Origin of the sequence: Colwellia sp. Arc7-D (genome assembly GCF_003061515.1) — a bacterium.
Classification (GTDB): Bacteria; Pseudomonadota; Gammaproteobacteria; order Enterobacterales; family Alteromonadaceae; genus Cognaticolwellia.
Window position 1 is genome coordinate 1,645,874 of record NZ_CP028924.1, and the last position, 13,559, is coordinate 1,659,432.

General features: G+C 37.6%; 13 protein-coding genes. 4 read left to right on the forward strand and 9 right to left on the reverse strand.

The features are described from left to right. The first annotated feature begins 170 nt into the window (after positions 1-170). Complete coding sequence (locus DBO93_RS07110) at positions 171-740, forward strand: alkylphosphonate utilization protein (RefSeq protein WP_108455699.1); 570 nt, start codon at positions 171-173, stop codon at positions 738-740. A gap of 215 nt (positions 741-955) precedes the next feature. Here DBO93_RS07110 and DBO93_RS07115 read toward each other — a convergent pair whose 3' ends face one another. Next, positions 956-1,420, reverse strand: a complete 465-nt coding sequence (locus DBO93_RS07115) for an isoprenylcysteine carboxylmethyltransferase family protein (RefSeq protein ID WP_162533740.1) — start codon at positions 1,418-1,420, stop codon at positions 956-958. Positions 1,421-1,594: 174 nt separating this feature from the next. Beyond that, the gene (locus DBO93_RS07120) at positions 1,595-3,448 is read right to left on the reverse strand and encodes a DUF885 domain-containing protein (RefSeq protein ID WP_108455701.1); all 1,854 of its coding nucleotides are present in this window, start codon (positions 3,446-3,448) and stop codon (positions 1,595-1,597) included. A gap of 195 nt (positions 3,449-3,643) precedes the next feature. Here DBO93_RS07120 and DBO93_RS18925 point away from each other — a divergent pair, with 195 nt between their 5' ends. After that, positions 3,644-3,979, forward strand: coding sequence for a hypothetical protein (locus DBO93_RS18925; protein WP_239059138.1), 336 nt, complete (start codon positions 3,644-3,646; stop codon positions 3,977-3,979). 276 nt (positions 3,980-4,255) lie between these two features. On the opposite strand, the gene DBO93_RS07130 is transcribed toward DBO93_RS18925, so the two are convergent. The 6 genes from DBO93_RS07130 to DBO93_RS07155 all read right to left on the reverse strand — a co-directional run bounded on the left by DBO93_RS07130 (position 4,256) and on the right by DBO93_RS07155 (position 9,592). Beyond that, positions 4,256-5,521, reverse strand: coding sequence for a M20/M25/M40 family metallo-hydrolase (locus DBO93_RS07130; protein WP_162533741.1), 1,266 nt, complete (start codon positions 5,519-5,521; stop codon positions 4,256-4,258). Positions 5,522-5,732: 211 nt separating this feature from the next. After that, positions 5,733-6,266 carry a YaeQ family protein gene (locus DBO93_RS07135; protein WP_108455703.1) on the reverse strand — a complete coding sequence of 178 codons (534 nt, stop codon included), beginning with the start codon at positions 6,264-6,266 and terminating at the stop codon, positions 5,733-5,735. A 300-nt stretch (positions 6,267-6,566) separates the two neighbouring features. Beyond that, the gene (locus DBO93_RS07140; RefSeq protein ID WP_108455704.1) at positions 6,567-6,827 is read right to left on the reverse strand and encodes an SDR family oxidoreductase; all 261 of its coding nucleotides are present in this window, start codon (positions 6,825-6,827) and stop codon (positions 6,567-6,569) included. 17 nt (positions 6,828-6,844) lie between these two features. After that, positions 6,845-7,303 carry an SDR family oxidoreductase gene (locus tag DBO93_RS07145; RefSeq protein ID WP_108455705.1) on the reverse strand — a complete coding sequence of 153 codons (459 nt, stop codon included), beginning with the start codon at positions 7,301-7,303 and terminating at the stop codon, positions 6,845-6,847. A gap of 25 nt (positions 7,304-7,328) precedes the next feature. Further along, on the reverse strand, positions 7,329-8,747 hold the full coding sequence (locus tag DBO93_RS07150) for an aldehyde dehydrogenase family protein (RefSeq protein WP_108455706.1): 1,419 nt from the start codon (positions 8,745-8,747) through the stop codon (positions 7,329-7,331). A gap of 50 nt (positions 8,748-8,797) precedes the next feature. Further along, entirely contained in the window at positions 8,798-9,592 is a 795-nt protein-coding gene (locus DBO93_RS07155; RefSeq protein ID WP_204100660.1) for a gamma-glutamyl-gamma-aminobutyrate hydrolase family protein, read from the reverse strand. 149 nt (positions 9,593-9,741) lie between these two features. On the opposite strand from DBO93_RS07155, the gene DBO93_RS07160 reads away from it, so the two are divergent. Together DBO93_RS07160 and DBO93_RS07165 are read left to right on the forward strand one after the other, a co-directional pair. Beyond that, a complete protein-coding gene (locus DBO93_RS07160; RefSeq protein ID WP_108455708.1) occupies positions 9,742-11,106 on the forward strand; it encodes an aminotransferase in 1,365 nt (454 codons plus the stop codon). Between the two features lie 194 nt (positions 11,107-11,300). Beyond that, positions 11,301-12,119: a helix-turn-helix transcriptional regulator gene (locus DBO93_RS07165; RefSeq protein WP_108455709.1), complete on the forward strand. Its 819-nt coding sequence runs from the start codon at positions 11,301-11,303 to the stop codon at positions 12,117-12,119. Positions 12,120-12,153: 34 nt separating this feature from the next. Here the strand turns inward: DBO93_RS07165 and DBO93_RS07170 are convergent, their stop codons facing one another. Then, positions 12,154-13,500, reverse strand: coding sequence for a glutamine synthetase family protein (locus tag DBO93_RS07170; RefSeq protein ID WP_108455710.1), 1,347 nt, complete (start codon positions 13,498-13,500; stop codon positions 12,154-12,156). Positions 13,501-13,559 lie beyond the last annotated feature (59 nt).

Consider the following 13,559-nt stretch of genomic DNA (forward strand, 5'->3'; position numbering starts at 1 on the left):
ATGAAAGTAACAAAGCTGACTTGTTATTTTTAAAAGCCTTCCCAAAATTCCTCAAAACTCACTTATGAGTTAAATATTTATAAGTATTAATTTTACCGGGTTAATCATCTGCACTTTTTAAATCGGTAAATTAGGAGCATAATAGCGCAAAAATTTAGGGAGAACCTTTTATGCCAACAGAAAATGCTTTGAAAGCACGCAGCAACAATTGTTGTGAACTATGTACATCACCAAACAACTTATCGGTGTTTCCTGTACCCCCAACAAGCGACTTAAGTGCTCAACAAAGTATTTATTTATGTGATAAATGCTTAGGGCAAGTTGAAGGCAATGCTGAACTCGATATAAACCATATGCGCTGTTTAACCGATGCTATGTGGAATCAAGAGCCTGCCGTACAAGTTATGGCTTACCGTTTGTTGCATAAGTTATCAGCTGAAAGCTGGGCGCAAGATGCGTTAGATATGATATACCTCGAAGATGCGGTTAAAACCTGGGCTGAGCAGGGGATTGCAGCGGCTGAACGAGAAGGCCCTACACGCGATAGTAATGGCGCTGAATTACAAGATGGCGATAATGTTACTTTGATCAAAGATCTAAAGGTTAAAGGGGCAAATTTTACCGCTAAGCAAGGCACTATGGTGCGAGGTATCAGTTTAACTGACAATCCTGAGCATATTGAAGGTAAAGTTAATGGTACGCGTATTGTCTTAGTTGCTAGCTATTTAAAGAAAGCTTAACTTTATCGGTAATATGATAAGTTATATAAGTACTTTCGATTAAGTTCGAAGCTAGAAAATAATTGCTAAATATAAAGCACTCTCAGTTATAACGCTGTGAGTGCTTTTTGGTTAATGGTGTTTATAAATTCTAAGTTTAAAAGTTAAAAGTTAAGTTTCTTAAGACTCATTTCATCAAGGCAATTAATCAAATGGGTATTATCCTCATGATAAAGCTATAACCAACGACGAACTTTGTTTTTATAATCTACGTAATCTTGTCCAAACAGTTTTATCAACATACGTTCTTCAGGCACAATTTGATACTTAGTTATATACCAAAAAAATAGTCCGCAAATAAATAAATTCAATGCATTTTCAAGATAACAAGCATATGCAATTAAAGTTAAAAGCATCGCCAAATACATCGGGTTTCTAGAATATTGGTAAATACCACTATCAACAATTTGCGATGATGTTTCTGGTTTACTGGGGTTAACCGTTGTTTGGTGCTGTCGAAAACTATAAATGGCAATAAAAGCAATAATCACTGCTATCGTCACTAATAACGTCACCAAAGAAACTCTGACTAAAGGACTTATTACTGTGGCGACATTTACTGTGGGTAAGTAGTACTGAATTATGGTCATTAAGATAACCGCAATAGCCACTTGCAATACCGGGATAATTTTTAACTCCATCTTCATTCCTTTTAGAAGACTTTGCTTACTTATTGTTAAGTAACTTTTATGATCCTCCGCTTATACTCTAATAAAATGTTATTAAAAGTAAAGGCTCATCAAAGTAAAAACGCCAAATACACAGGTATTTGGCGTTTGTTAATCAAAGCGTTTAAAGCTTACGTTCATGTAGTGTTAGCTTTTATCTACAATATAGTCATTAACCATATCTTCAAGTACGTTAAGTGGTACAGCACCATTGGTTAACACAACATCATGGAATTCACGAATATCGAACTTATCGCCTAGCTGTTGTTTTGCTTTTGTGCGTAGCTCAACAATTTTTAACATACCAATTTTATAAGCAGTTGCTTGTGACGGCATAACAACATGACGTTCAACCATTTTTATCGCATCTGACTTAGCATTAGGTGTATTACTGACATAATATTCAATACCTTGAGCTAAATTCCATTTTTTATTGTGAATACCGGTATCAACCACTAATCGACAAGCACGCCATAATTCCATAGCCAAGCGACCAAAGTCAGAGTAAGGGTCTTGATAGAAGCCAATTTCTTTAGGGATCATTTCTGAATATAAACCCCAACCTTCGCTGTATGCAGTGTAACCGCCAAACTTTCTGAATTTTGGAATACCTTCAAGCTCTTGTTTTAAAGCTATTTGCATATGATGACCAGGAATACCTTCATGATAAGCCAAAGCTTCCATTTGGTATGTTGGCATAGCTTCCATATCGTAAAGGTTTGCGTAGTAAATACCTGGGCGTGAGCCATCAGGTGCAGGTTGTTGGTAGAATGCTTTACCCGCAGATTTCTCTCTAAACGCTTCCACTTTTTTAACTTTTAAATCAGCTTTTGGCTTAGTGATAAATAATTGATCCAACTCACCTTTCATGGTGTTAATTAATGCAGTAGCTTCAGTTAAGTAACGTTCACGTCCAGCATCATCACCGGCATAATAAAATTGTGGATCGTGGCGCATAAATTGAAAAAATTCACTTAAAGTGCCTTTATAATTCACTTTTTTCATGATTACGCGCATTTCATCATGTATACGAGCAACTTCATCTAAGCCTATTTTATGAATTTCATCGGCGGTTAAGTTGGTAGTCGTTGTACGTTTTAAAGCGTTGTTATAAAACTTATCACCGTTTGGAAATTTCCATGCGCCATCAGTAGTGTCGGCTTTTTTCTCTAGTTCAACTAAGTAGCTGACTAATGCTTGATATCCCGCTTTAAATTCAGTGGTTAATGCCGAAGATAACTTAGCTGTTAGTGCTTGTTTTTCTGTATCGGTAATATCTAATTTGTCTATTTTTGAAGTGAAATCTGCATATAGCGTGCTATCAGCGCCATTATCAAAAGGTGCGCCAACTGTTAAGTTTTTAGAATCTCGAATAACATGACCAAAAACAAATTTTGGTGCAATTATGCCTTTATTGGCTCTGATTTCAAGTTGATCTATTAACTGTTCAAGTAACACTTTTGAGTTTTTTACACGAGCAATATAGTCATAAGCTTGCTTAGTGTCTTTAATGCTATGTTGGTTGATTAACAATGCAGGTATTTGTGAATGAACGCCAAACATTTGATTAACAGGATAGTTATGATGACGCCATGGGTAATCAGCGATTTGTTGTTCTAGCTTTTGTGTTAGGAGTTGAAAACTTAATTTTGTTTGCTTATCAAGGTTGTTTACATTGATGACTTGTATGCGCTGCAATGCTTCTTTTGCGAAAGCTAGCTCTTTGGCACTATTTTCCTCTGAAAGATCTTGCCACTTATCGTAATCAATTTTAATACCAAGGTAAGTTTGTCTAACAGGGTTACGGTTAACACCCTCCATAAAAATAGTGTCAAATAGCTCATTTGCTGCTTTAGAGGCGTTAACTGTACTATTTAGCTTTTCTGTAGGCGACATTGCAAGAGCATTATTACCTTTAGCTTGTGTTGTAGTTTCATTACTACAAGCAGCAGCTAATAACGCTGTGATAGAGATAACAATAAGTGATTTATTGAAGGTCATGTTAATTTCCTATTTTAATTTATGTGCTATATTGCCGCTATTTTTACTAGGCGATCAAGCTAACCGCGCTCAGTGGCTGATTTTTTGCGGTAACTTCCAGTATGTCTTATTTATTTTAGGTGTTTTATTTAAGGTATTACCTCAATACCTAACTTGCTATAGTAGGTTCATTGATTAATCAATTAATCGAGTGTTATGTCAAATGTAACCCATGCTGTAAATGCAAGTAACGACAACATCAAGCATTCTGCGATTATTAGTTTTCGCCGAGCAATAGCAAGTGATAGAGACTTTCTTTTAAACCTGCGAAAAGCATCGATGGAAAAGCATTTAAATAATGCGGGCATTTATCTTGATGATAATGCGCATTTACAACGTATTGATGAATTTTTTGCTGATTCTCACCTTATCTTATATAAAAAGCGTCCTGTTGGTTTATTAAAGTTAGGTCTGTTTGCTAATAAAATCCACGTACGCCAATTTCAATTACTTCCTACGTTTCAAGGGGAGGTATTGGCAGCAAAGTATTAGAGGTAATAAAGCGTAAGGCGCAAGAAAAAAGGCTCAACATAACGTTAAATGTGTTAATTAATAATCCCGCGAAACAGTTATATCTTCGACACGACTTCGTCGTGATTTCCAGCAATGAACTCGAATTTCAAATGCATTGGCAATGCCAGTAATTAAAACGTTAATTGTTGATTGATAAATAACATAAAAATTCAGCGTTATTATTGGCTAAACGCTGAATTTTTATGTTTGTATCAAACTAAATGAGATAAGTTGTTACGTTTTAAAGGTAAGATTTTAGTAAATTTTACCTTTAGCCCGCACCTCTGCTTTATCAATACGTGTTGGTGTTGCCGTACCATCAACTAAAGGCTGAGTTGCTGTCGCTAATGTCTCAATTACCTTATGCATCGACGATAAATCTAAGCTGTTAATATCGTCTGTTACTTTGTGATAATGTTGATCTTTATCAAGCTGTGTACTACTAAAACTATGTGCAGCTACGCCTAAACGGGCTAATGTTGCGTTATCTGAGCGATAAAATAAGCCTTGCTCAGGATATGGATCTTGATAGATTTTCGTATTTAGCTCAACGAGGTTTTTATTGAGTAGGGCACCTAAATTTGAGCGATCCATTCCTGTCATCCAAAGGGTACCAGCACCAAACTTTGAAGGTTTACCGATCATTTCAATATTAATCATAGCAACGACATTGTCGGGGTTAAGTTGCTGTGAAAAATACTTTGAGCCAAAGCCTCCAATTTCTTCTGCTGTAAATGCACTAAACATTAATGTGCGCTTGTTATCACCTTTTTGTGCGAAATATTGCGCTAAATTTAATACCGCAGTGGTGCCTGAAGCGTCATCATCAGCACCATTATAAATTTGCTTGCCATCTTCTGTTACGCCCAAATGGTCATAGTGCGCTGAGTACAAAACGATTTCTTCTTGGTTTTGTATACCCGGTAACACTCCAACAACATTTGTTAATGTTTGCTGGGTAATTTTAGCACTGGCATTTACGCTATAATTTTTAATTTCGCTTTCGTCACTTAATACCAACACAAGTGCGCCTTGATGATCAAGTGAGAGTTTAGTTAAGCCACGGTTAAAGTAGCCTTGATAAGCTTTAAATGTTTTAGCGTGTGTACTATCGATTACAACGAGATGTTGCCCACCTTGTAGGTTTAACTCACTTAAGGTTTTTCGCATATCATCATCTTTACCCACAAGATGTACTTGAGCACTTTTACTCTGCCAATTAAGCTGTTCAATCGTGGTGGCTAAGGCCGTATTTTCAAGGCTAACCTCTTGACCATTAAGCGTAATAGTATGTAGTTGAGGTTGGATTTTATTTACGGTAAACGTTTGAAAAAAACTTTTGTTATTTAGCGGCTTAAGTCCAATTTCAGTAAATCTTGCTGCAATATAGTTTGCCGCTTTGTCTATTTCTGGACTAAAACTTGCTCTACCTTTTAAATCGTCAGACGCTAAATAGGTAATGTCTTTTATGACTTGTTCAGACGGTATTATTTCTCCAACACTATAAAATGAGCTAGTCATGAGGAGCGTTGCAATTACCGCTTTTTTTGTTAAATGGAGGTTTTTTTTAGCGCACGAATTTAATGTAGTCATCATAGTTTTATTTGAATTGTTATGCAGTATTATGCAGCATGAAAATATTAATGTTTACTATTGAACATCTAAAAACATAAATCAATAGTCAGCAGTTAGCTGATATTGCTTATAAAATTGAAAATAAACTTAAGTAAGCTTACTTAAGTTTATGAAGCTCAATCAATAACGACTGTTCACCACTGGTTAGCCAAACTTGTCCATCTTGGATGCTGATTTGTAATTCCATCGAACGGTCAGCGAGCAATGCTAAAGCTTGGGTAGTTTCCTCACTAAAGCTTTCTATTGAAAGTTTGTCGAATTGATTTAACTTGCTTTTAGATTGTTGCCACCAAGTATCTACACTACTGCCAAAGCAATATAACTTAACTTCTTGCGCACGGTTACAGGCTTTTTTAAGGCGTTTCTCATCAAGTTGACCTAGCTCAATCCATAGCTCAATTACTTCGCTGTAATTAATGCGCCAAATGGCAGCTTCATCTTCATCGCTAACACCTTTACCAAATTGCAGGTTTTCACTGGCATTTAATACATAAGCGATCAGGCGGATCATCATACGACGATCATTTTCAGAAGGGTGCTGGGCAATGGTTAATTGAATAGTGTCATAATAGTTACGATCCATATCCGATAAATGAATAGTCGCTTTATTGATGGTTGATTTTAAGGCCATGAAATTTGAATAATATTTTAAATAATTAATTCAGTATATTAACGCGTATTAAGCGCTCGTGATAGCAACTTATTAGAAATTGAACACAGAGTAATTTTTGGCGAGGACTCTTTGACTTTTATTTTTGCGTTTATCGTATTGTGAAGACAGTATTAATCAATAATTTGGCGATGAAAAATTACCTTATCGTTTACATTATTAGGGTTAATTGAAAGAGAAAACACCAAGCTAAAGTTAAGGAGTAAACTTAACTCACCATGGTGTTATTAGTGTTTAGACTTATTATTGTCGATTAATGTCTTACGCGGTATTTCCACCGTCAATTGAAATAGCGGTACCGGTAATTTGTGCTGCACAGTCTGAAGCAAGGTAGAGACATAAAGCAGCAACTTCGTCAGGTTGCGTAATACGACCCGTTAAACTGTCTGCATTGTTATCAACCATGGCTGTTTTATAATCAATACCTCGTTGAGCTGATTCAATTTCTAGCATGGGGGTATCAACATCTCCAGGACAAATAGCATTAATGCGAATTTTATCTTTTGCATGATCAATCGCCATCGCTTTAGTTAGTAATACTAAGCCCCTTTACTTGCACAATAAGCAGCGGCCAATTCACCACCTTTTAAGCCCCAGTCTGACGCTATATTCAAAATGGTACCGCCATTTTCGGTCATATGAGGAATTGCCGCTCGAGATAAATAAAATGGCGCATTCAAGTTAACTGACATGGTATCTAGCCATTGACTATCAGACGTATCAGTTGCCGTTGAGCGATAAATAATACCGGCACAATTTATTAGTACATCTATGCGGCCAAAACTGGCAAGGGTAAATTTAATCAATGCGTTACAAGCTGCACTTTGTGCTATATCACCAGTCCACATAACCGAATTAGGTAAAGTACTTGCTAAGGAGCTAAGGCGCGCCTCATTTCTACCCGCAAGAACAATGTTAAAGCCTTGCTGGTGAAATTTGAGTGCAGCCGCGGCCCCAATACCTGAACTTGCGCCAGTAATAACGACAACTTTAGTCATAATATGCTCCAAAAATTGCGATGAACTAGCTACTAATAGATTTAGTTTCTAGGAAATCCTCAAAACCAAACTCGCCCCATTCACGGCCATTGCCTGATTGTTTGAAACCGCCAAAAGGTGAAGTATAAATATGAGAAGCACCATTAATACAAATCATACCTGCACGTATTTTTCTTGCTACATTTTGTGCTCGCTCAGGGTTTCCTGACTGAATAAAAGCCGCTAAACCGTATGGAGTATCGTTGGCAATTTTAATCGCTTCGGCTTCATCGGCATATGGGATCATCACTAACACGGGACCAAATATTTCTTCTTGAGCAATAGTCATATCGTTAGTGACATCGCTAAAAATAGTCGGTTTAGTATAATATCCTGTGTCAAAACCTTCAGGTTTACCAACGCCTCCGGCAAGTAATGTTGCACCTTCATCAATGCCTGCTTGGATCATAGCTTGAACCTTTTCAAAATGACCTTCGCTCACTAAAGGACCAATATGATTACCATGCTCAGCAGGGTTACCCACTTTGACTTTAGCTACGGTTGTTTTGGCTACTTCGAGCGCTTGTTGATACTTACTTGCTGGCACTAACATACGCGTAGGCGCATTACATGATTGACCCGTGTTACTCATACAATGTAATACACCTTTTTTTACCACTTTATCGATATCTGCATCGTCTAAAATGATATTAGGTGATTTACCGCCTAGTTCTTGTGCGACACGCTTAACAGTATCTGCAGCAGACTTAGCAATAGCAATGCCGGCTCGAGTAGAACCGGTAAATGAAACCATATCGATGTCTTTGTGCGCAGAAATGGCTGAACCAACACCCATGCCGTCACCATTTACCATATTGTAAACGCCAGCAGGATAACCAGCATCATGTATCATTTGGGTAAATAATTGTGCCGATAATGGCGCAATTTCACTGGGTTTAAGGATCATGGTACAACCTGTTGCAAGTGCCGGCGCAACTTTACAAGCGATTTGGTTAATAGGCCAATTCCACGGAGTAATAAATCCACACACGCCTACAGGTTCTTTAACAATTTGTGCATTGCCCAAAGTACGTGAAAACTCAAATTCTTTTAACGCAGCTAAAGTTGACTCAATGTGACCTTTACCACAGTCGGCTTGTGCGTTTGTAGAGAAATCGATAGGAGCGCCCATTTCTAATGAAATAGCATGTGCCATTGCGTCATAGTTATCCATGTATTGTTTTAACAGCGATTCTAGTAATGAAATTCGCTCTTCTACGCTACTGAAGCCAAAAGTTGCAAAGGCATTTTTAGCAGCGGCAACGGCTAAATCTACATCTTGACTTGAACCAAGCGAAATAATGGCAATCTCTTGTTCAGTTGCAGGGTTAATTACAGCAAAGTCTTTTGCAGTTAATGGGTTAACCCATTGACCATTAATATAAAATTGACGAAGGTCTTTCATGTAAATCTCCAAAATTTAATTATATGTATATGAATGATTATCTCTAAGCATCACATTGATTTATTATTTTTTTCTTTGAATCTTTGGTTTATCGCTGCGCCAAAAGCGGAGAATAAACTGCTTGATAACTTGTCTTGCTGATACTGCCACTCGGGGTGCCATTGTACACCAACAACAAAATTTCCATTTTCATTACAACTAATCGCTTCAACTAAGCCATCGGGTGCTAAAGCTTCAACTTTTAAACCTTTGCCCAAGGTTTTAATGCCTTGTCCATGTAATGAGTTCACCGTATGGGTGGTGGCACCTAATATGTTTGCCAAAAAGCCATCTGTGGTTAAGGTTACTTGATGTGCAGGAGCGTATTGTTCATCACGTGTGCCTTTTTTGTTTTCTCGATGCTCAATAAATTGTTCATGATGGAACAAGCACTGATGAAGTTCTCCTCCCATTGCCACATTGAGTTCTTGCATACCACGACATACCGCAAGTAAAGGAATACCTTTGGCAATCGCAAGTTTGATTAAAGGTAAGCTGGAACCATCTCTTTGTTTATCATGGCTTTCAGGGGTTGCTGATGCTTCTGTGCCGTAATGATGAGGTTCAACGTTTGAAGGACTACCAGGAAAGAATACACCGTCAAGTTGTTCGAAAAAGTCAGCATCAAAAAACTCAGTTAAAGATTCAAGATCTTGGGCTGCAGGTTGCGCCGGAATTAAAATAGGAATTGCATTCGCCCCGTGGGCAATGGCATTAATATATTTTTCTCCTACGCCGTGAAAGCCATTAAGACCATTTTTTATCACGTCACAAACAATTCCAATTACCGGTTTTTTAAAATTCACCTTCTTTTTTCTCCTCATACAACTCTTTTGGGGTAATCCAATCGTGTGGATTTTATGTGAAACTATTAAACATGAAGAGAGCAAATGCGGCTATAACCCAATAGTGTAGCCAACAAATTCGAGCATTTTATTATATAAAGAGAATAGTTATGAGCAGTAACAATACAACACTAAATACGTTAGATAAAACACATTTTTTACATCCTTTTACTGACTTTAAAGAATATAAAGCAACAACTACTGCAATTTACACTAAAGCTGAGCATATCTATATTTATAATGAGCAAGGTGATCAGTTAATTGATGGTATGTCTGGGCTGTGGTGTTGTAATTTAGGTTATAGCCAACCGAAAATTAACGAAGCTATTAGTAATCAATTAAATAGCTTACCTTTTTATAATAGTTTCTTTCAGTGTACAACTGATGTAACAGTACAAATGGCTAAAGCGTTGGTTGATATTTCTCCAGCACAGTTTAATCATGTGTTTTTTACTAACTCAGGTTCTGAAGCAAACGATACCAACATACGTTTAGTACACCGTTACTACGACTTACTCGGCAAGCCAACCAAGAAAATATTCATTAGTCGTCATGGTGCTTATCACGGTTCGACTATTGCTGCCGGTTCGCTAGGTGGCTTTAGTGGCATGCATAAACAATACACCGGCCTGAGTTATGTTGAGCATATTGGCCAACCTAACTGGTTTACTGAAGGTGGCGATATGGATAAAGCTGAATTCGGTATTAAAGTTGCTCAAGAACTAGCTGCTAAAATTGATGAGCTTGGTGAAGAAAATGTGGCAGCGTTTATTGCTGAACCTATTCAAGGGGCTGGCGGTGTTATTGTACCGCCAGAAACCTACTGGCCAGAAATATCACGCATTTGTAAAGAGCGTGATATTTTATTAATCAGCGATGAAGTTATTTGTGGTTTTGGTCGCACCGGTGATTGGTTTGGTGCACAAACTTTTGGCTACGAACCTGATTTAATGACGTTTGCAAAAGCTGTTACTAATGGGTATCAACCTCTAGGTGGCGTGATGGTAGGTGATAAAGTCGCCGATGTATTAGCGGCTGACGGTGGAGAATTTACGCATGGTTTTACTTACTCAGGTCATCCGGCCGCTTGTGCTGCAGGTATCGCCACCATCGACATTCTTAAAAATGACAAAGTAATTGAAAATGCAGCAGCTGATATCATGCCATATTTTCAAGCACAACTTCGCACGTTAGCGGATCACCCCATTGTTGGTGAAGTACGTGGTATGGGTATGGTTGCAGCCTTAGAAATTGCTAAAAACAACTCAGCTAAAGAACGATTAGCCCCCGATTGTGCTGGCGGAGCTATGGTGAAAACACATGCCATTAACCATGGCTTAATGGTGCGTTCAGTAGGTGATGCCATTGTAACTGCACCGCCAATGGTATGTACTCGAGCAGAAATTGACCTGTTAATTGCTCGTTTGACTATAGCACTAGATTACACAGCGAAACATTACGGTATAAAAACTTAATTAATAGAAACAAAACAACAAGAAAAAGTCAGACTATTTTAGTCTGACTTTTTTGTTTTATTACAGGAAAAATACCAAAGTGAAGTTTATTGTTAATAACTGTTATAACGTACATATTATGACTTGCGCTTTAGTATTATATTCATAACAATGGTATCCATAAGCAGGTATCTAATTAAAAGTATTAAAATATTATGTCTTACATTGCAAAGATTGCTGAAGTTTCCTCGAGCTGGATCGATAGTTTAACAGAACCTGACTTTTCGAAAAAACTCGCTGCAGGATTGAAGCAACTTGTAGAGAGTAATGATGTAACCATTATATTATTTAGACATTCAGGTTTACCTACCCTTGAATACTTTGACGACCCGAAAAAGGGCGGTAGTAATAATATCGATTTATTTGTCAAAGGTGCTTTTTTAATCGACCCATTTTACTTAATGGCAACCCAGAAAAAGCAACGTGGTTTTTTTCATTTTAAAACCATAATGCCTTCAGGCTTTAAACAAACTGAGTTTTATCGTACTTGGTACTGTAATTCAGGTCTTAATGATGAAGTGGGCTACCTTATTTCATTGCCTAATAATGACTTTATCAATATTTCCTTGGGGCGCACTGGCGGGCTGAAAAACTTTTCAAAAAAAGAATTAACATTATTAGCCGATATTTTCCCATTGATAGAAAAAGTTTGTCAGCAACATTGGCAACAAATATTGGTTAGTGATGATTCTTCAAATATCAGGGTTAGAATGCAACATGCTTTAGATCACTTTGGGGCTTCGATTCTAACGCAAAGAGAAAAACAAGTTGTGCACCTAATTTTACATGGCCACACCACTAAAACTGTTTCTGAAGAATTAAATATTGTAGTTGAAACGGTAAAGTTACATCGAAAGCATGCTTATGCCAAACTTGATATTAACTCTCAATCTGAATTGTTTTACTTATTTATTGACTCATTAATGAGTGAAGAAGAGTATGCTAAAGGTGATCCGCTAACTAATTATATGTAATTAGCGAGCGGATATGGCTTATTTTCATAAGAAGTTATAAGTAAGTTTCGTATTCAAGTGTTGTTATTTTAGTCGTAAACTCTTCCAATTCTTGCTCTTTAGTCGTGGTGAACACCCGCTGAAATTCTGCTCCAAAGTATTCTTCGATAAACTTTGAATGTTTAAAGTGCTCAATTGACTCTAACCATGTGCTAGGTAAGCTTGGTTTAATCTGAGTATAGGCGTTTCCTGTAATTGGCTCAGGAGCCGCGAGTTTATTTTCTATACCATATAACATACCTGCAATAATCGCTGTAGCGACTAAATATGGATTTGCGTCTGCGCCAGCAACTCTATGCTCTATACGCATGGCTTTATGGTCTCCGGCCGGTACTCTTAGAGCTACCGTGCGGTTTTCATAACCCCAAGTTGGGGTCATAGGCACATGTGAGCCTTCTTTAAAACGACGGTATGAATTTAAATGCGGTGCAAAAATTAGCATACAATCTTCTAACGTTGCTAAACAACCGGCAATAGCATGTTGCAGTAATTCATTACCTTCATCTGTATCGTTGTCAAAAGCATTGTTACCGTCTTTATCGAGTAAACTACAATGCATATGCATGCCGTTGCCAGATAAGTCGGCGAATGGTTTAGCCATGAATGATGCTCGCAAATCTAATTGCTGTGCTACGCCTTTAATCGCACGCTGAAGCATTAAGGCTTGATCAGCCGCTACTAGCGCATCAGGTTGATGATATAAGTTAATTTCATATTGTGAAGGCGCTGCTTCAGTGATCAATGTATCAATGGGCAAGTTTTGCGCTTGAGCAGCGTCACGCACGCCGTGCATAAAATCACTCATATCTTGCATGCATTCTAAACCATAGGTTTGACCTGCATTAACACCAGAAGAACTTAGTTGGCTATGAACGGGTTGGCCTAGCTCATCATTCTCGTTCTCAAATAGACTAAATTCCATTTCAAAAGCGGGCATTGCCGATAAACTGAGTTTGTCAAAGCGCTGCATAATGTTTTTTAAAATATTACGGACATCGTAAGCACAAGGCGTGTTGTCAAAGTTATTCAACGACATCAAAATTTGCGCGGTTGGTCTACTTAACCAAGGCACTGTTGAAAGTGTACGTATGTCTGTAATACAAACACCATCTTCATCGCCACTTTGGTAAACCCAACTACTAGGGTCACGGCCCCAGATATCAAAAGCAATGGCAGTTAATGGTAATTTAAGACCACCTTTAATGACTTTTTTGATGTTTTTTCTTTCTATCCATTTACCTCTTAGTTTACCGTTTATATCAGGAAGAATAACTTCAAAAATTTCAATAGCAGGGTGGTCTTTGAGAAATTCATTTAGAATTTCAGCATCACTTAAAGACATAATTATCTCTGTAAAATAGAGGTTAAATAAAATTTAACCTAGAAAAAAAGCCCTAGAGC